This window comes from Stenotrophomonas sp. G4, from assembly GCF_003428825.1.
Taxonomy (GTDB): domain Bacteria; phylum Pseudomonadota; class Gammaproteobacteria; order Xanthomonadales; family Xanthomonadaceae; genus Stenotrophomonas; species Stenotrophomonas indicatrix.
Map to the genome: position 1 here is coordinate 1,388,394 of NZ_CP031741.1, position 19,299 is coordinate 1,407,692.

The 19,299-nt window shown below is 66.7% G+C and carries 15 protein-coding genes; all 15 read right to left on the reverse strand.

All coding sequences use genetic code 11. The features are described from left to right. Positions 1–17: 17 nt before the first annotated feature. The 15 genes from D0Y85_RS06455 to D0Y85_RS06525 all read right to left on the reverse strand — a co-directional run bounded on the left by D0Y85_RS06455 (position 18) and on the right by D0Y85_RS06525 (position 19,065). Positions 18–881 (reverse strand): hypothetical protein, encoded by an 864-nt coding sequence (locus tag D0Y85_RS06455; RefSeq protein ID WP_117309892.1) that lies wholly within the window; start codon positions 879–881, stop codon positions 18–20. 58 nt (positions 882–939) lie between these two features. Next, positions 940–4,518 carry a DNA polymerase III subunit alpha gene (gene dnaE / locus D0Y85_RS06460; protein WP_117309893.1) on the reverse strand — a complete coding sequence of 1,193 codons (3,579 nt, stop codon included), beginning with the start codon at positions 4,516–4,518 and terminating at the stop codon, positions 940–942. 215 nt (positions 4,519–4,733) lie between these two features. Then, positions 4,734–5,399 carry a ribonuclease HII gene (locus tag D0Y85_RS06465; protein ID WP_117309894.1) on the reverse strand — a complete coding sequence of 222 codons (666 nt, stop codon included), beginning with the start codon at positions 5,397–5,399 and terminating at the stop codon, positions 4,734–4,736. Beyond that, positions 5,396–6,598, reverse strand: a complete 1,203-nt coding sequence (gene lpxB, locus D0Y85_RS06470; RefSeq protein WP_240329380.1) for a lipid-A-disaccharide synthase — start codon at positions 6,596–6,598, stop codon at positions 5,396–5,398. Before lpxB ends, D0Y85_RS06465 begins: the two co-directional genes overlap by 4 nt. A 53-nt stretch (positions 6,599–6,651) precedes the next feature. Further along, positions 6,652–7,443 (reverse strand): acyl-ACP--UDP-N-acetylglucosamine O-acyltransferase, encoded by a 792-nt coding sequence (gene lpxA, locus D0Y85_RS06475; protein ID WP_117309896.1) that lies wholly within the window; start codon positions 7,441–7,443, stop codon positions 6,652–6,654. A gap of 19 nt (positions 7,444–7,462) precedes the next feature. Continuing rightward, on the reverse strand, positions 7,463–7,918 hold the full coding sequence (gene fabZ / locus D0Y85_RS06480; protein ID WP_117309897.1) for a 3-hydroxyacyl-ACP dehydratase FabZ: 456 nt from the start codon (positions 7,916–7,918) through the stop codon (positions 7,463–7,465). Then, complete coding sequence (lpxD, locus tag D0Y85_RS06485) at positions 7,915–8,937, reverse strand: UDP-3-O-(3-hydroxymyristoyl)glucosamine N-acyltransferase (protein ID WP_117309898.1); 1,023 nt, start codon at positions 8,935–8,937, stop codon at positions 7,915–7,917. Before lpxD ends, fabZ begins: the two co-directional genes overlap by 4 nt. Positions 8,938–9,375: 438 nt before the next feature. Next, the gene (gene bamA / locus D0Y85_RS06490) at positions 9,376–11,739 is read right to left on the reverse strand and encodes an outer membrane protein assembly factor BamA (RefSeq protein WP_117309899.1); all 2,364 of its coding nucleotides are present in this window, start codon (positions 11,737–11,739) and stop codon (positions 9,376–9,378) included. 74 nt (positions 11,740–11,813) lie between these two features. Beyond that, complete coding sequence (rseP, locus tag D0Y85_RS06495; RefSeq protein ID WP_117309900.1) at positions 11,814–13,172, reverse strand: RIP metalloprotease RseP; 1,359 nt, start codon at positions 13,170–13,172, stop codon at positions 11,814–11,816. 55 nt (positions 13,173–13,227) lie between these two features. Beyond that, positions 13,228–14,418, reverse strand: a complete 1,191-nt coding sequence (dxr, locus tag D0Y85_RS06500) for a 1-deoxy-D-xylulose-5-phosphate reductoisomerase (RefSeq protein ID WP_117309901.1) — start codon at positions 14,416–14,418, stop codon at positions 13,228–13,230. A gap of 2 nt (positions 14,419–14,420) precedes the next feature. Further along, positions 14,421–15,257: a phosphatidate cytidylyltransferase gene (locus D0Y85_RS06505; RefSeq protein ID WP_117309902.1), complete on the reverse strand. Its 837-nt coding sequence runs from the start codon at positions 15,255–15,257 to the stop codon at positions 14,421–14,423. Continuing rightward, complete coding sequence (gene uppS, locus D0Y85_RS06510) at positions 15,254–16,021, reverse strand: polyprenyl diphosphate synthase (RefSeq protein WP_117309903.1); 768 nt, start codon at positions 16,019–16,021, stop codon at positions 15,254–15,256. The genes D0Y85_RS06505 and uppS overlap by 4 nt, the downstream gene beginning before the upstream one ends. Before the next feature lie 5 nt (positions 16,022–16,026). After that, a complete protein-coding gene (frr, locus tag D0Y85_RS06515; RefSeq protein WP_049465365.1) occupies positions 16,027–16,581 on the reverse strand; it encodes a ribosome recycling factor in 555 nt (184 codons plus the stop codon). 97 nt (positions 16,582–16,678) lie between these two features. Then, positions 16,679–17,407 (reverse strand): UMP kinase, encoded by a 729-nt coding sequence (gene pyrH, locus D0Y85_RS06520; RefSeq protein ID WP_025877663.1) that lies wholly within the window; start codon positions 17,405–17,407, stop codon positions 16,679–16,681. Between the two features lie 119 nt (positions 17,408–17,526). Beyond that, positions 17,527–19,065 (reverse strand): GGDEF domain-containing protein, encoded by a 1,539-nt coding sequence (locus tag D0Y85_RS06525; RefSeq protein ID WP_117309904.1) that lies wholly within the window; start codon positions 19,063–19,065, stop codon positions 17,527–17,529. Positions 19,066–19,299 lie beyond the last annotated feature (234 nt).

Consider the following 19,299-nt stretch of genomic DNA (forward strand, 5'->3'; position numbering starts at 1 on the left):
GGCCGCCGGCCGCCGGTTCAGGGCAGGACCAGCGCGCTGCGGGCCATTTCGGTGCTGCGGATGGTCACGAAGTCGTTGTAGGCCTGGTTGGCCGCCACCGGCAGCTTCGCACCCAGCGTCATGGTGGCCTGGGTGAAGGCCATCTGTGCCTGGAAGTCTTCCTTGCGCAGGGCCTTTTGCTCGCTGGCCGTGGTGGCCTTCAGCCAGCGGGCATAGATGTCGCGCACCGCACCGGCATGGGCCTCGAAGGCCGGGTCCAGCGCGGGCAGCGCCGGCGCCGGTTCCAGCGTGTAGACCGGGGCCACGTAGCCGGCGGGCTGCTCACGCTTGTAGGCACCGGCCTCGCCCATGCTGGCCTCGATGTAGGTGATGAACTCCGGCGCGGTGAAGATCTTGGTGCTGATCCGGCCGCCGGTCGAGTCCACGTGCGCAACCACCTGCTCCTCGGGGAACGGCTCGCGCACGCCGAAGTTCCAGGTCTTGTCGATGAACAGGCCGTGGTGCTTTTCGAACGGTCCCTTGAACTCGACACCGCCCAGCTCGATGCCCAGGCCGCTGACGCCGAAGTTCTTCAGCTTGTCCTCGCCGGTCACATAGATCTCGCGCGCCGTCACGTACTCGCTGAGGCTGGGATTGATCAGGCCGCCGCGGCCGTCGGCGTAGACGATGAAGCGCACATCGCCCAGGCGGTCGGTATGCAGGTGATGCTCACCGGCAGCCAGGCTGATCGGTCGCGAAGCGTGCGCAGCCACCGGCAGGTCCTTGCCATCGATGCTGATCGCCAGCGGCGCATCGGTCGGGTTGTCGATCTCGAAATCGACCTTGGAGGAACAGCCGGCCAGCGCGAGCACGGCCATCATCGGCAACAGCAGGTATTTCATTGCGGGCAATCGTCCTTGACGTATGCGGCGGGAAAGCGGAAACGGGGTTGGGCCAGCCTCAGCTGGCCCATGGCGGGCTGTAGCGCACCTTCAGCGTGCGCACGGCCGGTTCGGCGCGCAGCGCCTCCATCAGCCTGGAATCGACGCGCACCGCGCTCTGCCCGGAAACATCGAGCATGCCGGCGATGCCGCCATCGGGTCCCTTCAGCAGCAGGTCCAGGCGCAGGGGCGTGCGGCCGGGGCGATGGCGGTCGAGCAGGGCGTCGATGCGCTCCCACACCGGCCGCTGATGGCGCAGGTCCAGCCGCAGCGACAGGCGCGTGGCGTAGTTCGCACAGACCTCGTCGAAGTCCCAGCACTGGCGGATGCGCAGTGCGAAGCCGCCATTGAATTCGTCTTCGCGCAGGCCGCCCTTGACCACCAGGATACGGTCCTTGGTCATCAGGTGGCCGAATTCGGCCATGGCATCGGAGAACGCGCTGCATTCGACGCGGCCACGGCCATCTTCCAGCTGGATGAAGATCTGGTTCTCGCCCTTGCGGCGCACGCCGACCACCTGGCCGGCAAGCACGGTCTGCACTTCCGGACGCCAGCGCTTCTCGCCCCCGCCACTGTTGCTGTTGGCGCTCCAGATCTTTTCCACCGAGCCGAGGTCGGTACCGACCAGATCGCGCACGTCGTCGCGCCATGGGTCGAACGGGTGGCCACTGAGGTAGAAGCCCAGCGTGTCGCGCTCGCCGTTGAGGCGCTGCAGCAACGGCCACTCGTCGGCTTGCGGCAGGTCCAGCTGGATCGTTGTCGCGCCCGGATCCGGACCGCCGAACAGCGAGTTCTGGCCGGACGCACGCTCGCGCGCCATCTGTTCGGTGGCCTTGATCACTTCCGGCAGCTGCAGCATCAGCGAGGCGCGGTTGTGGCCCAGCTCATCCAGCGCGCCGCAGTTGATCATCGCTTCCAGCGTGCGCCGGTTGAGCTTGGCCGAACCGATGCGGGTGCAGAAGTCGAGCAGGTCGGTGTAGTGGCCGCCGCGAAGGCGTTCCTCCACCACCGCTTCGCAGGCACCCTGGCCGACGCCCTTGATCGCTCCCAGGCCGTACTGGATGGTGTCCGGCGTGGCCGCTTCAAACATGAAGGCGGACTGGTTCACCTTCGGCGGCAGCACGGTCAGGCCGAGGTTGCGCACCTCGTCCAGGAAGCCGACCACCTTTTCGGTGTTGTCCATGTCCGAAGACAGCGTCGCGGCCATGAACTCGGCCGGGTAATGGCGCTTGAGCCAGGCCGTCTGGTAACTCACCAGGGCGTAGGCGGCGGCGTGCGACTTGTTGAAGCCGTAGCCGGCGAACTTCTCCATCAGGTCGAAGATCTCGTCGGCCTTGGGACCGTCGACACCGCCCTTGGCTGCACCCTCGCGGAAGATCTCGCGGTGCTTGGCCATTTCCGCCGGCACCTTCTTGCCCATCGCGCGGCGCAGCAGGTCGGCGCCGCCCAGCGAGTAGCCGCCGACGATCTGCGCCATCTGCATCACCTGCTCCTGGTACACCATGATGCCGTAGGTGTCGCGCAGGATGCGCTCGGTGCGCGGATCGGGGTACTCCACGTCTTCGCGCCCGTGCTTGCGGTCGACGAAGGAGGGAATCAGGTCCATCGGACCGGGGCGGTACAGCGACACCAGCGCGATCAGGTCTTCGAAACGGTCGGGCTTGGCGTCCTTCAGCAGGCGGCGCATGCCCGAGGATTCGAACTGGAACACCGCGCCGGTATTGCCCGAGGCGAAGATGTCCTTGTAGGTGGGCGCATCGTCCAGCGGCAGCTGGGTGATGTCCACCGGCGGAATGCCGGCGCGCTCGTGGCGCTTGTTGATCGCCTTCACCGCCCAGTCGATGATCGTCAGCGTGCGCAGGCCGAGGAAGTCGAACTTCACCAGGCCGACTTCTTCAACGTCGTTCTTGTCGAACTGGGTGACCGGATTCTTGCCACGGCCGTCTTCATCGTGTTCGGCGAACAGCGGGCAGAACTCGCTCAACGGCTCGGGCGCGATCACCACGCCACCGGCGTGCTTGCCGGCGTTGCGGGTGAGGTCTTCCAGCTGCCGTGCCAGGTCGATCAGGTCGCGGACATCGTCCTCGCTCTGGTAGCGCTGGATCAGCTCGGGCGAGGCCATCTCGCTGTCCTTGCCCTCACCCATCGCATCCTTCAGCGAGATGCCGAGGATGTTCGGGATCAGCTTGGCAACACCGTCGACCAGGCCGTAGGGGAAGCCGAGCACGCGGCCGGAGTCGCGCACCACCGCCTTGGCGGCCATGGTGCCGTAGGTGATGATCTGGCTGACCCGCTCGCGGCCATATTTGCGCGCGACGTAGTCGATGACTTCGTCGCGGCGGTCCATGCAGAAGTCGATGTCGAAGTCGGGCATCGACACGCGTTCGGGGTTGAGGAAGCGCTCGAACAGCAGGTTGTACGGCAGCGGGTCCAGATCGGTGATCTGCAGTGCCCACGCCACCAGCGAACCCGCACCCGAACCACGGCCCGGGCCGATCGGGATGCCCTGCGCCTTGCCCCACTGGATGAAGTCGGCCACGATCAGGAAGTAGCCGGGGAAGCCCATCTTGATGATGGTGTCCAGCTCGAACTCGAGGCGGTCGCTGTAATCCTGCGCCGTCATGCCGGGCGCGATGGGATTCTTTTCCAGGCGTGCGGCCAGGCCCTTGCGCGACTCGCTGCGGATCCAGCTGTCCAGCGTCTCCTCGTCGGGCACCGGATAGTCGGGCAGGAAGTAGGTGCCCAGGCGCATCTCGATGTTGCAGCGCTCGGCCAGCGCCAGCGTGTTGTCGATCGCATCGGGGATGTCGGCGAACAGCGCGCACATCTCTTCGGCCGACTTCAGGTACTGCTGGTCGCTGTACTCGCGCGGGCGCTTGGGGTCATCCAGCACGCGGCCGGTGGAGATGCACACGCGTGCTTCGTGCGCGCTGAAATCGGACGGCGACAGGAAGCGTACGTCGTTGCTGGCGATCACCGGCAGGCCACGCTGGCCGGCGGCCACCAGCGCGAACTGGTTGAAGCTCTCTTCCCCGTCACGGCCGGTGCGGGTCAGCTCCAGGTGCAGGCCATCACCGAACACGCGCTGCCAGTCGGCCAGCTGCTGCTCGGCCAGATCGTGCTTGCCATCCAGGGCCAGGCGCCCGGCCAGGCTCTCACGGCCGGCCAGGGCGAACAGGTTGGCGCTACCGGCCTTCAGCCAGTCCGGATGCACCGCCACGCCGCCCTCGGCGCGGTGGCCTTCCATCCATGCCCGGGTCAGCAGCCGCGACAGGCTCAGATAGCCTTCGCGGTCGCGGCACAGCAGGGTCATCCGCCACGGGTCTTGGCCTTCCTCGGCGATCATCACGTCGGCGCCGGCGATGGGCTTGATGCCCACGCCTTCGGCGGCCTTGTAGAACTTGACCAGGGCGAACAGGTTGTTGAGGTCGGTCACCGCCAGCGCAGGCAGGCCCAGTTCGACCGAGCGCGACAGCAGGTTGGCCTGCTTGGCCTTCTTCGGGTCGGCCTGGTCCGGCTTTGCCGGCACACGGATGGTGGAGTCCGCCAGCGAGAACTCGGTGTGGACGTGGAGATGTACGAAGCGGGAGTTGGACATGCCGGACCAGGTTGGAGCGCGCAGGCCCCGGGTGCAGACGCGGGAATCGTCGCCGGGGTCGGGAAGCGCTGGAGTGCCCGGTCAGGGTAGCGAGGGCAGGGGGTTGCGACAAGGACTTGACGGTGCGCGATATCGCCGATGCCGCCGGGCATGGCACGGCGTTACCGGGGGCGTTCATGTTGCCGTGGTAGCGCCGGGGCATGCCCGGCGAACGTTCAGGCGATGGCGGCGGCCGCAGCCGTCGGCGTCTCCAGGCACTCGCGTACCGGGGCGAAGCTGCGCCGGTGCTCCGCGCACGGGCCGTGTTCACGCAGGGCGGCCAGATGCGCCGGGGTGCCGTAGCCCTTGTGCTGGTCGAAGCCGTACTGCGGGTGGCGTGCGTGCAGATCCAGCATGTAGCGGTCGCGCGAAACCTTGGCCAGGATCGAGGCCGCCATGATCGCGCGGTCGATGCCATCGCCGCCGACCAGCGCCTGCGCCGGCAGCACCAGCCCCTTGGGCACCACGTTGCCGTCGATGCGGGCGAAGCCGGCCACGTGGGCCACCGCCGCGACGACATCGCGCATGCCCTGCAGGGTGGCTTGATAGATGTTCAGGCGATCGATGGCTTCCACGTCCACCAGCACCACGTGCCAGGCCAGGGCGCGGTCGAGGATGCGGTCATGCAGCTGCTCGCGGCGGGCCGCGGTCAGCTGCTTGGAATCATCAAGGCCATTCAGGCGTGGCCGCTGCGGGTCGAACACCACCGCTGCCACCGCCACCGGGCCAGCCAGTGGTCCGCGGCCGGCTTCGTCGACACCGGCGATGCGGTGGCCGGGGTCGATCACCGCCGTGCCATCGAACAGGGCCAGGCTGGCGGCCGCAGCGTGACGGCGGCTCATGCCTTTTCCAGGCCGCGCACCAGCAGTTCGCCAACGGCATCGGCGGCGCGCGCCGATGCGTTGCGGCGCAGGCGTTCATGCAGGCGTGTGTAGGTGCCCTGCAGGTCAGCGATCCGCTGCGGGTGGTCGAACCACTGCTGGACGGCGGCGGCCAGTTTTTCCGGCGTGCAGTCATGCTGCATCAGCTCCGGCGCCAGGTCCTGGCCGGCCAGGATGTTGGGCAGGGCGAAGCGGTCGACCTTGATCAACCCCAGCGCCTTCACCAGGCGGTACGTCAGTTCGTTGACCCGGTAGCCGACCACCATCGGCCGCTTCACCAGCATCGCCTCCAGGGTGGCGGTGCCGGAGGCCAGCACCACCACGTCGGCGGCGATCATCGCGTTGCGCGCCTGGCCGTCCAGTACATGCGAATAGGCCACCGGCAGCGCCGAGCGTGACAGCTGCTCCTCGATCAGGTGCCGGCAGGCCGCGTTGGCCGCAGGGACCACCACGTGCAGGCCGGGAATACGCTCGGATACCTGCCAGGCGGCCTCGAAGAAGGCTTCGCCGAGCTTGGAGATCTCACCCAGGCGGCTGCCGGGAAGCACGGCCAGCACCTTGGCCGAGGCGGGCAGGCCGAGTTCGATCCGGGCTGCTTCACGGTCGACATGCAGCGGGATGTCATCGGCCATCGGATGGCCGACGAAGCGCGCGTCGACGCCATGCTTGGCGTAAATCGGCGGTTCCATCGGGAACAGGCACAGCACCAGGTCGGCGCTGTTGCCGATCTTCTCGGCACGCTTCTCGCGCCATGCCCATACCGAAGGGCTGACGTAGTGCACGGTGCGCACGCCACGCTGTTTCAGCCAGCGTTCGATACCCAGATTGAAGTCCGGCGCGTCGATACCGATGAACACATCCGGTTGCCACTCCAGCGCACGCTGGCGGAAGGCCGAACGCAGCTTGAGCAGGCGCGGCAGATGGCGCAGGACTTCGGTCAGGCCCATCACCGCCAGTTCGCTGGCATCGTGCCAGGTCTGGCAGCCGGCGCTGCGCATGGCATCGCCGCCGATGCCGGCGAATTCGGCATGCGGGAAGCGGGCCTTCAGTTCGCGCACCAGGCCTGCGCCGAGCAGGTCGCCGGAGGCTTCACCAGCGACCAGGGCGATCCGCAACGGGCGCCCGCTGAGCACCCGATGTGCAGGCACGCTGCCGGCCATCGAGGCCAGCGAAATCACCTCGGCGCCGGCCGGCGCCTGGCCGGTCGCGCTGCTCATCGCAGCAGGTGCCTCTCGGTATGTTCGATGAAGTCCAGCATCGACTTGACGTCGTCGCTGTCGCGCGCCTGCTCGGCCAGCTGTGCCTTGGCTTCGGCCAGCGGCAGGCCCGCCACGTACAGCGTGCGGTAGGCACGCTTGATGGCGGTGATGCGTTCGGGATCGAAGCCGCGACGCTTGAGGCCCTCGCTGTTGATGCCGCGCGGGCGGCCCAGCGAGTCGGTGCCGACCATGGTGAACGGGGGCACGTCGCCATTGGTCAGTGCGCCCATGCCGAGGAAGGCATGCGCACCGATGCGGCAGAACTGGTGCGCACCGGCAAAGCCGCTGATGATCACGTAGTCACCCACGGTCACGTGCCCGGCCAGCGTGGTGTTGTTGGAGAAGACGCAGAAGTTGCCGACGTGGCAATCGTGGGCCACGTGCGTATAGGCCAGCATCCAGTTGTCATCGCCGATGGTGGTGATGCCACCGCCGCCGCCAGTGCCCCGGTTGAGAGTGACGAACTCGCGGAACACGTTGCGGTCGCCGATCACCAGTTCGGTGCGTTCACCACCGAACTTCTTGTCCTGCGGTTCGCCGCCGACCGCGACATGGCCGATGAAACGGTTGTCGCGGCCGATCCGGGTCGGGCCATGGACGCTGCAATGCGGACCGACCTCGGTGCCGGCACCGATCTCGACGTCCGGCCCGATGATCGTGAACGCGCCCACGCGGACATCGTCGGCCAGGCGCGCCGACGGATCGATCACGGCAGTGGGGTGGATCAGGGGGGCGTTGTCGCTCATTTCGGGCCTCCAGCCAGGGTCATTCGCGGGTGCCGGCGCACAGCACCTCTGCGCAGGCGACGACTTCGCCGTCGACCTTGGCCACACAGTCGTACACGGCCATGTTGCGGATCACGCGCTTGATCTCCACGTGCATCACCAGCACGTCACCGGGCACCACCTGCTTGGTGAAGCGGGCCTTGTCGACCTTGACCATGTAGAACAGCTTGGACTGCGCATCGCGGCCAAGCGTCAACTGGGTCAGCACGCCACCGGCCTGGGCCATGGCTTCGATGATCAGCACGCCGGGCATGATCGGCTGGCCCGGGAAGTGGCCCTGGAAGAACGGCTCGTTGATGCTGACGTTCTTGGTCGCGACGATCGTGCGCTTCTCGTAGTCGATCGACACCACCTTGTCCACCAGCAGGAACGGGTAGCGGTGCGGAAGCAGCGTCTGGATCTGCGCCATGTCCGGCAGGGTCTGGGTGTGGCTCATTCTTTCTCCTTGCTCACAGACAGGATGCGACGGGCCAGTGCATCGAGCTGCTTGAAGCGCGCGGCATTCTTGCGCCACGTGCGGTTGTCGGTCAGGGGCGTGCCGGAGGAATACTCGCCCGGCTCGGTGATGGAGTTGCGGACCACCGATTTGCCGGTGATCACGACCTTGTCGCAGATTTCGAGATGACCGACGACGCCGACGGCGCCGCCGAGCAGGCAGTAGCGGCCTATCTTGGCGCTGCCGGCAATGCCGGTGCAGCCGGCGATGGCCGAGTGGGCGCCGATCTGCACGTTGTGTGCGATCTGCACCAGGTTGTCCAGGCGGACGTCCTCGGCCAGCACGGTGTCTTCCAGCGCGCCACGGTCGACACAGGTGTTGGCGCCGATCTCGCAGTCGTCGCCGATGCGCACGCCGCCAAGCTGCGGCACCTTGATCCATTTGCCAGCGTCCATGGCCAGGCCGAAGCCATCGGCGCCCAGCACGGCGCCGGGATGGATGCGCACGCGCTTGCCCAGCTTGACGCGGGTGACCAGGGTGACGCGGGCGATCAGTTCGCAGCCGCTGTCGAGGGTGCAGTCTTCGCCGATGATGCTGCCGGCGCCGATGATGCAGTTCTCGCCGATGACGCTGCGTGCGCCGATGGTGACGAACGGGCCGATGTGGGCACTGGCGGCGACCTGTGCCTGCGGATCGATCACCGCGCTGGGATGGATGCCGGGCGGGCGGGTCGGGGCGATGTCGAACAGCGCGCCGATCTTGGCAAAGGTGGTGTAGGGGTCCTTGGCAACCAGCGCGGTGCCGGGAGCCGCGTCGGCATCCTCGGCGCGCAGCACTACGATGCCGGCCTGGCTGTCTGCCAGCTGGGCGCGGTAGCGCGGATTGGCAAGGAAGGTCAGCTGGCCGGCACCGGCATGGGCGAGGGTGGCCACGCCATGGATGGCGGTGCCTGGGTCGCCATGGACCTGCAGGCCGAACTGATCGGCGAGTTGCTGGGCGGTGTAGGTAGGAGTATTCACGGCGGGAGTTTAACGTGTGACGCCATCGCGGTCATGCGGGAGCGGTTCTGCGGCCAACGGCGGGGCCCCTCGTGGCTGGCAGAGTGAGGCCCGAGGGCCGGGTCGGACGGGTGGGGCCCGCGAGGGACGGCGCAAGTACGTCCCTGTAGCCTTGGTCGCCGCATCCATGCGGCTCACACCCTCGCGGGCCCCACCCATCCGCCCTTCGACGGTCTGGCGCGAGTGCCAGCCACGGAAAAGCAGAAAAAATCAAAAGCAGTTCGGCTGCCGCGCCCGCGCGGGCGCCCGAAAACGAAAACGCCGGGCAGAGCCCGGCGATTCGTACCCCGTCTGGTGGAGAGCCCCCTTTGTTAAGGGGGGCGCGCCAACGGCGCGGGGATAGGGAGCAGGATAGGCCCCGCGGTTTGCATCGCAAACCGTGGGAACGTTTGGGGCCAGTTAGAACTGGCCACCAAACGTAAATTGCAGACGTTCGATCTCGTCGCCGTCCTTCTTCTTCAGCGGGAACGCATAGCTGATCGAGATCGGGCCGACCGGGGCGCGCCACAGCAGGGCCACACCGGTGGAGACGCGCAGCTCGTTGGCCTTGAAGTTGTCGGTGCCGTTGTAGACGTTGCCGAAGTCCACGAAGGCCGACACACGGGCCGACGGGCTGTCGAACAGGCGCGGGAAGTAGGCTTCGACCGAACCGACGGTCTTCAGCGAACCACCCAGCGGCTGGCCGTCCGGGTAACCGCTGGTGACTTCGCGCGGGCCGAGGGTGTTGTCCTCGAAGCCACGCACCGAGTTGGTGCCACCGGCGTAGAAGTTCTCGTAGAACGGCAGGCCCGACGCAGTGACGGTACGGGTGGTACCGTCGCCGTTGTCGATCACGCGGGTCTTGTCGTTGCCGTAGGCATCGCCGTAGCCGATTTCGGCGCGGGTGTTGATCACCAGCGAGGGGATGATCGGCCAGTACTTGCTGATCTGGTAGTTCAGCTTGTAGTACTCGATGGTCGAACCGGGCAGGGTGGTTTCCAGGCCCACGCGCTGGTAGGTACCGCGGGTCGGCATGAAGTAGTCGTTGCGCGAGTCGCGGGCCCAGCCCAGCTCGGTGCGCCACGCATGGAAGGTGCGGCTGCCGACGGCATCGATGTAATCGATGATCGACTTCGGGGTCGAGCCCGCGTAGGTGGTGATCTGGTTGCTGTCGATGCCGAACATCAGCGAAACGGTGTCGGTCTCGGTGATCGGTACGCCGAACACCACCTGCGCCGAACCGTTGGTGCTGTTGTACTGCGCGGTATTGAAGTCGGAGTAGTCCAGCTCGCGCCAGGACAGGTTGTAGCCCAGCGAAACGCCGTCATCGGTGAAGTACGGGTTGGTGTAGCTGAAGCCGTAGCGCTGCAGGTAGCTGCTGCGCGAAGCTTCGACCGACACGCGGTTGCCGCCACCCAGGAAGTTGTTCTGCGACAGCTGCACCGAGGTGGTCATGCCGTAGGACTGCGAATAGCCCAAACCGAACACGAAGCTGCCCGAGGTGGTTTCCTTGACGTTGTAGACGACGTCGACCTGGTCGTTGCTGCCGCTGACAGCCGGGGTCTCCACTTCCACCGCCTCGAAGTAGCCCAGGCGCTGCAGGCGGATCTTGGAACGGTCGATCGCCGCCTGCGAGTACCAGCTGTTCTCGAACTGGCGCATTTCGCGGCGCATCACCTCGTCGGAGGTGCGGGTATTGCCCTTGAAGATGATGCGGCGGACCGTCACGCGCGGGCCCGGCACGACCTGCATGTTCACCGCTACAGTCTGCTCGGCGCGGTTGGTGGTCGGAATCGGGTTCACCTTGGCGAAGGCGTAACCGATGTTGGACAGCGAGTTGGTGATCGCGTCGGAGCTGAATTCCAGCAGGGCACGCGAGAACGTGTCGCCGGACTTCTGCACGACCATGCGCTCGACGTCTTCCTGCGGCAGGATCGTATCGCCGCTGACCTTGATCTCGGAGATCTTGTACTGGTCACCTTCGGTCACGCCGGCGGTGATGAACATGTCGCGCTTGTCGGGGCTGATCGACACCTGCGTCGAGTCGATGCTGAAGTCGACATAGCCGCGGTCCAGGTACCAGGAGTTGAGCTTTTCCAGGTCGCCGGACAGCTTTTCCTTGGAGTACTGGTCGTCACGGCGGTACCACGACGCCCAGTTGTGCTCCTTGGACTCCCAGTATTCCAGGATGTCCTTGCTCTCGAACTTCTCGGTGCCGACGATGTTGACGTGGCGGATCTTGGCTGCCTTGCCTTCCTTGATGGCGATGGCGATGTCGACGCGGTTGCGGTCCAGCGGGCTCACCGTCGGGGTGATGTCGACGGTGTACTTGCCACGATCGTTGTACTGGCGGCGAAGTTCCTGGGTCACCCGATCCAGACTCAGGCGATCGAAGGTGCCGCCTTCGGTCAGGCCGATGTCCGACAGGCCCTTGAGCAGCTGGTCGGACTTGATGTCCTTGTTGCCGGTGACGGTCAGCTTGTTGATCGCCGGACGTTCCTTGACGGTCACCACCAGGATGCTGCCCTGGCGATCCAGCTGCACGTCTTCGAAGAAGCCGGTCTTGTACAGGGCGCGGATGGTCTCGCCGACCTTGCTGTCGGTGACCGTCTCGCCACGCTCGACCGGCAGGTAGGTGAACACCGTACCGGAGCTGATGCGCTGCAGGCCGTCGACGCGGATGTCGCTGACAGTGAAGGGCTCGGCTGCCTGGGCCAGGGCGGGAGCGCCGGTGACGGCGGCGAGGGCGAGGGCCAGCAGGCGGCGATTGGGGAGTCGCGTCATGTCACGTCCGGTAGGAAGGTCGATTGCATTGGTAAGGGATGCCGACGCTGTAGACGGCAAAAACATGGAAAAGTTCATCGCGGGACCAGGCCGAGGATGTCGTTGTAGAACGCCAATCCCATCAGCCCGGCCAGCAACGCCAGGCCGATGTATTGGCCGGCGGCGACGGCACGCTCGCTCAGCGGGCTGCCCTTGACCAACTCGATAAGGTAATACAGCAGGTGGCCGCCGTCCAAGATGGGGATCGGCAGCAGGTTGATGATGCACAGGCTCAGCGACAGCAGGGCGAGGAACTGGATGAACCAGTCCACGCCACGTTTGGCCGAAATATTGGCGACCCGGGCAATGGTGACCGGGCCGGAAACGTTCTGCAGCGAGGCTTTGCCGGTCACGATCCGGCCCATCATGGCCAATGAGTCGGCGGCCATCCTGCCGGTTTCACGCACCGCTACGGTGACCGACTGCAGAGGGCCGAACTTGAGCAGGGTGTCGTAGGCGGGGCTGTAGCGCTCGGCAAAGCCCGCGCCGATCTGCCAGGTGGGCTGGCCCTTGCCGTCCTTGCCCTGGCGGGGGGTGATCTCCAGCGCCAGGCGCTCGCCGCCACGCAGCACTTCGATCATCGCCGGGCCACCGCGGCGACCGAGGCTGCCCACTTCGCTGATGGCCTGCTCGACGCTGTCGATGCGCTGGCCGTCGATCGCCACGATCAGATCGCCGGTCTGCAGGTGGCCCTCTGCGGCCGAACCCTTCACGATGGTGTCCACCAGCGGCGGCTGCAGCCACGCACGCCAGTACACGCCGGCCAGGATCGGAACCCGGCGTTCATCGAAGCCGGCCGGCAGCTGCGACAGCGGCAGGGTGCGTGAGCGCAGCTGGTCCGCGGGGTCGAGCACCTCCAGGGTCACATCGCGACGGTCCATCGCTGCGGCGGTAAGGGCCATGCTGGCCTCTCCCAGAGTGATCACATCGCGGCCGTCCACGCGCAGCAGGCGGTCACCACTGCCGAGCCCGGCCGTGGCGGCCATGCCGGTAGCGCGGCCGACGGTTGCCGAATAGTCCTGCTTGCCGATCACGAACATCGCCCACAGCAGCAGGATGCACAGCAGCAGGTTGGCGATCGGGCCGGCCGCGACGATGGCGATGCGCTGCCACACGGTCTTGTGGTTGAAGGCCTGGCCGCGCTCGTGCGGATGGACCTCGACTTCGCGTTCGTCGAGGAATTTCACATAGCCGCCCAGCGGGATGGCGGCGATGGCGAACTCGGTGCCATGGCGGTCGCGGCGCGACCACAGCGGACGGCCAAAGCCGACCGAGAAGCGCAGCACCTTGACCCCGCACAGCCGGCCGACCCAGTAATGCCCGAATTCGTGGAAGGTGACCAGCAGCCCGAGGCTGACGATCATCCACCAGACCGATCCGATGAAGTCAGTCATGCAGGTTCACATTGGCGGACACGGGCGGCGGCGTCATACGGGATGGGTGCGCTGTTCAGTTGGCGGCGATGGCGTTCAGGGTCAGCTGGCGGGCCCGCAGGTCGGCGGACAACAGAACCTCAAGTGTATCGGCTGGTTCGGTCGGCAGTGTTGAAAGAGCGTTAGCAACCAGCGCAGGAATGGTCAGGAAGCCTATGCGGCCCTGAAGAAACGCTGAAACAGCCTCTTCGTTGGCAGCGTTCAGCACCGCCGGGGCAGTGCCACCGGCGCGCATCGCCTGCCATGCCAGGGCCAGGCAGGGGAAGGCGTCGCTGTCGGGGGCCTCGAAATCCAGCCGGCCCTGGGTGAGCAGGTCCAGCCCGGACACGCCCGACTCGATCCGTTGCGGCCAGCCCAGGCCCACGGCAAGCGTGGTGCGCATGTCCGGCAGGCCCATCTGCGCCAGCGTGGAGCCGTCAACGAACTCGACCAGCGAATGCACCAGGCTCTGCGGGTGCACCAGCACCTCGATGCGCTCGCCGGGAATGCCGAACAGATGGTGGGCCTCGATCACTTCCAGGCCCTTGTTCATCAACGTCGCCGAATCGACCGAGATCTTCGGCCCCATCGACCATTTCGGATGCGCCACGGCCTGGGCCGGGGTGACCTGCTGCAGTTCGGCGCGGCTGCGCCCGCGGAAGGGGCCACCGGAGGCGGTCAGCAGGATGCGGCGCACGCCGGCACCGTCGAGGCTGGCATCACGTGAGCGCAGGCACTGGAAGATCGCGCTGTGCTCGCTGTCGATCGGGATGATCTCGGCGCCGGCACGTTCGGCGGTGCGGGTCAGCAGTTCGCCGGCCAATACCAGCGATTCCTTGTTGGCCAGCAGGATGCGCTTGCCTGCCGCAGCGGCGGCCAGGGTCGAGGACAGGCCGGCGGCGCCGACGATCGCGGCAACCACGGTGTCGCAGGCGTCGCTGGCCGCCAGCTGGTCCAGCGCGGCATGGCCGGCGTGGGCCTGGGTGGCCAGGCCCGCGTCGCGCAGGCCGTCGCGCAGTTCGGCATACAGGGTTTCATCGGCGATCACCGCATGCGCGGGCCGGTGCTGCCGGCACAGGGCCAGCAGCGCCTGTACCTGGCGGCCGGCGGCGAGCACGGTGGACTGGTACCGCAGGGGATGGCGGGCGATCACGTCAAGCGTAGAGGCACCAATCGAGCCGGTGGCGCCGAACACGGCGACCCGGCGCAGGTCTGCAGCAGCTTCCATGGTCAGAACCCGAAGATTTCCTTGCCCAGTGCGAACACCGGGATGGCCGCCAGCACGCCGTCGACGCGGTCGAGCACGCCGCCGTGGCCGGGGATCAGGTGGCCTGAATCCTTGGCGCCGGCGTGGCGCTTGATCAGGCTTTCGAACAGGTCGCCCAGTACCGAGGCGAATACGGCCACCACCGCGGTGACCAGCAGGCCAGGCAGGTGCGCCGCATCGATGCCAGCCAGCCAGCCCAGGCCGACGGCCACCGCAACGCCGGCGATCAGCCCGCCGACCAGGCCTTCCCAGGTCTTGTTCGGGCTGATCCGCGGTGCCAGCTTGTGCTTGCCGAAGTGACGGCCAGCAAAGTAGGCACCCGAATCAGCGGCCCAGACCAGCGCCAGCGCGGCCAGCAGCCACAGGTGGCCCTGATGGCCGGGCGGGTCGCCGCCGGCATGGATCAGTACCAGTGCGGCCCACGCCGGCACGATGGCCAGGGTGCCGGCCAGCAGCTTGAGGATGCGCGCCGGGCTGCCGGGCTGTGCGCCGAAGTTGAAGAAGCGCAGCCACACCAGCGCGCCCAGCCACCAGGCCACGCCCACCAGGGTCGCGATCTGGAACAGCACCAGGGTGCCGGCATCGGCCCACACCAGCAGCACCATCAGCACCAGGTTGAGGACCAGCAGCACGGTGCGGGCGAGGGTGTCTTCGACATCGGCCAGCTTCAGCCACTCCCACAGGCCGATCAGCAGCACGGCTGCGGCCGCGGCGGCCAGCCATTGCGTCGGCAGCAACAGGATCGCCGCAATGGCGACCGGCGCCATGATCAGCGCGGCGAGGACTCGGGTCTTGGTCATGGGCTGGACGTCTCGGTGGCCAGGGCGGCGATCTGGGCGCTGGTCAGGCCGAAGCGGCGCTCGCGGCTGGCGTAGGCATCCAGCGCCAGCTGCAGCTGCGCGGCATCGAAATCCGGCCACAGTGCTTCGGTGAACCACAGCTCGGTATACGCCAGCTGCCACAGCAGGAAGTTGCTGATGCGGGTATCACCGCCGGTGCGGATGAACAGGTCCGGTGGCGGCAGGTCGGCCAGCGCCACCTGTCGCCCCAGCAGGGATTCGTCGATCTGCTCGGGCAGCAGGCGGCCGGCGGCCACTTCAGCGGCCAGTGCGCGTGCGGCACGGGCGATGTCCTGGCGGCCACCATAGCTGGCGGCGATCGACAGGGTCAGGGCGCTGTTGTCGGCGGTGCGCTGTTCGGCCAGCTGCATGCGGCTGACCAGTCCGGCGCCGAAGCGCTCGCGTTCGCCGATGAAGCGCACGCGTACGCCACGCCGATGCAGCTCATCCACTTCGCGGTCGAGCGCGCCCAGGAACAGCTTCATCAAGGCATCGACTTCTTCCTGCGGCCGGCCCCAGTTCTCGCTGGAGAACGCGAACAGGGTCAGCGCCGGGATACCCAGTTCCAGGCAGCGTTCGATGGTGCGGTTGACCGCACGCGCACCGGCGCGATGGCCGATCACGCGGGGTCGGCGGCGCAGCTGTGCCCAACGCCCATTGCCATCCATGATGATGGCAACGTGGCGCGGCAGGGCGGCCGGCAGGGGAGGCGGGACTGAAGGCATCGACTTCAGACCGACATCAGTTCCTTTTCCTTGTCGGCGACGACTTTATCGACATCCTTGATGTTGCTGTCGGTCAGCTTCTGGATATCGTCTTCGCCGCGCTTCTTGTCGTCTTCGCTGATCGCCTTGTCCTTCAGCAGCTTGGCGATCTCCTTGTTCGCGTCCTGGCGGATGTTGCGGATGGCGATCTTGGCGCCTTCGCCTTCCTTCTGGACCTGCTTGGCCAGTTCCTTGCGGCGCTCTTCGGTCGGCGGCGGCAGGTTGACGCGGATCGAGGTGCCGATGGTGTTCGGGGTCAGCTCGATGTTGTACAGGCCCTTTTCGATCTCCTTGATCATGCTCTTGTCGAAGGGCGTGACCAGCAGGGAGTGGGCATCGGCGTTGGAGATCGACGCAACCTGGTTCAGCGGGGTGCTGGCGTTGCCGTAAGCATTGACCGTGACACGGTCCAGCAGGGCCGGCGTGGCGCGACCGGTGCGGATCGAGGTGAGGGTGTGCTTAAGAGCGTCGATGCTCTTGGCCATGCGCGTCTGCGCGTTGTTCTTGATGTCGTTGAGCATCGCCAGGGTCCTGGATGTAACTGGAATCGGGCGATTATAGGCGAATACGGGACGCCGCCGGGCCTGAATCGGCCCGGAGGTCGCCTTGCGCTCAGTCTCAGGCCGGGTCGCGGCCCTGCACGAGGGTGCCGATGTTCTCGCCGTGCAGGATCTTCAGCAGTTCGCCGGGCTGGCCCATGTCGAACACGCGCATCGGCAGGTCGCTGTCGCGCGCCAGGGCGAAGGCGGCGGTATCCATGACTTCCAGGCCGCGGCGGATCACTTCGTCGTAGCTCAGGCTGTCGAAGCGGACAGCGTCGCTGTACTTGTTCGGATCCTTGTCGTACACGCCATCGACCTTGGTTGCCTTCAGCAGCAGGTCGGCGCCGATCTCGATCGCGCGCAGGGCCGCGCCGGAGTCGGTGGTGAAGAACGGGCTGCCCACGCCAGCGGCAAAGATCACCAGGCGGCCCTTTTCCAGATGGCGGATGGCGCGGCGGCGGATGTAGTCCTCGCACACGTCGTTGATCTTGATCGCGCTCATCACGCGGGCCTTGGCGCCCACTTTTTCCAGCGCATCCTGCATGGCCAGCGCGTTGATGACCGTGGCCAGCATGCCCATCTGGTCGCCGGTGACCCGGTCCATGCCGCCAGCGGCCAGGCCCGCACCGCGGAAGATGTTGCCACCGCCGATGACCAGGGCGACTTCGGCGCCGGCCTGCTGGGCTTCGACGACTTCACGGGCCAGGCGGTTGATGATCTTGGGGTCGATGCCGTAGTCCTCATCTCCCATCAGCGCCTCCCCGGAAAGTTTCAACAGGATGCGGCGATAGGCGAGCTTGGACATAGGGACCTCGGGTGCGTGGAAATCGCGGGCGATTCTACGCGCAAGCGGCGCGTGGCCAAAGCGTTTTGTGCACTGCGGCGCAAAATACCGGTATGCCCCGTCCATCCGGGGCGTACCATTCAGCCCAGCTCGGCGCCAGCAGTGGCAGACAGTTCATGATGCCCCAGTTCGCCGGGAGAGCGTGCGATGACCCGGTTGCGGCCCAGGTTCTTGGAGCGGTAGAGCACGTCATCTGCCGCGCGCAGCAGGTCCTGCACGCCGGCAAAGCGCTCGTAGCCGCCCTGGGTGGCCACGCCGGCCGAGAAGGTGATGAACAGCGGGCCACCTTCCAGTTCCGCCATCGGGGTGGCGACGATGTTCGCCAGCACCCGGCGGATCACGTCCAGGGCCACCGATTCGCTGGTATTGGGCAGCAGTGCGACAAACTCCTCTCCGCCGAAACGGGCCACGGTGTCGCTGTTGCGCAGCTGCCCCTGCAGTTTGCCGGCAAAGGCGCGCAGCACCTCGTCGCCGGTCAGGTGGCCGTGCGCATCGTTGATCTTCTTGAAGTCATCCAGGTCGATGAAGGCCACCGACAGCGGCCAACCATGGCGGCCGGCGCGCAGGAATTCCTCTTCAAGCACGGCTTCGAGCTGGCGGCGGTTGAGGACACCGGTCAAGGCATCGCGATGGGCCTGGTCGGCCAGTCGCTTGGCGCGGGCCTCGAATTCATCGGCGCGGCGCCGGGCCTGGTCGGCATCCTGCAGTTCGCGCAGATTGCGCAGGGTGGCCAGCTCTTGGGCGTGGTCGATCAGCTCACGCACCCGTGCCGGCGAGTTCAGGCCGTTCTCGAACAGGCTGGCGATGTCGGGCAGCGCTTCGCTGATCCGCGCCAGCACCTGGTCGAAGCGGGCGCTGTCCATCTGCAGGTGGTCATGGACCTGCTGCAGGGCGCGTTCGCGTGCGGCATCGGCGTCTTCATCCAGCCAGATGTCGGCAACGGCCCCAGACAGCTGCACGCAGGCCTGGAACGGATTCTCGGCGGTGCCCTCGTCTTCGCTGTGGCGGATGCTGTCCACCAGGTAGCGCGGCAGGCCCCACTCCTCGGCCACCCATGCGCCGACGTCGGCGTGGCTGCAGCCCAGTTCCTGGCGCTCGCGCGCGATCAGGTCGGGGTTGTCGCGCGCTTCACGCAGCAGCGGCAGGTAGCGGTCGGATTCGGCCTGGGCCAGGCACAGCACTCCCATGTCCTGCAGCAGCCCGGCCAGCATCAGTTCTTCCAGGCGGCGCAGGCCGCGCGCCTGGCCGAGCTGGCTGGCGGCCAGTGCGCTGAGAATGCTGCGCTTCCAGGCGCGTTGGCGCAGGTCATGGTCGGCGCCGCCGTTGCCGGTCAGGCCCTGGGTGACAGTGAAGCCCAGAGCGAGGCTGATCGTGGCGTTCAGCCCGAGCATGGTCAGCGCCTGGCCGAGGTTCTCGATCCGGCGCCGGCTGGCATACAGCGGTGAATTGGCGATACGCAGCATGCGGGCACTCAGCGCCATGTCGATGGCGATGATGTCCGCAGCGGTTGCGATGTCCGCTTCCGGGTCCTGGGCCAGTTCGATGATGCGCAGGGCAATACCGGGCGGCGAAGGGAGGTTGCGGCAAAGCGCCAGGGCAGCTGTCAGCTCGGGAGGCATGTCGGGTCGTTCAATTCCATTAGGACAAGAATACCTAGGAATGCATCACAGTCTGCGAATTTCGTTCCTGTTATGTGACTGCAGGTTCCCTGTGCCGAGTATCGGCTTGATTCGGCTGCAACGCAAAGGTGACGGTGTGCGCACCAACGGTGCGCACCCACAGATTCGGCCACCCACAGGTGAAGGGCACCCACAGGCCCACCGGCATAAAAAAGGAGCCGCGGTTTCCCGCGG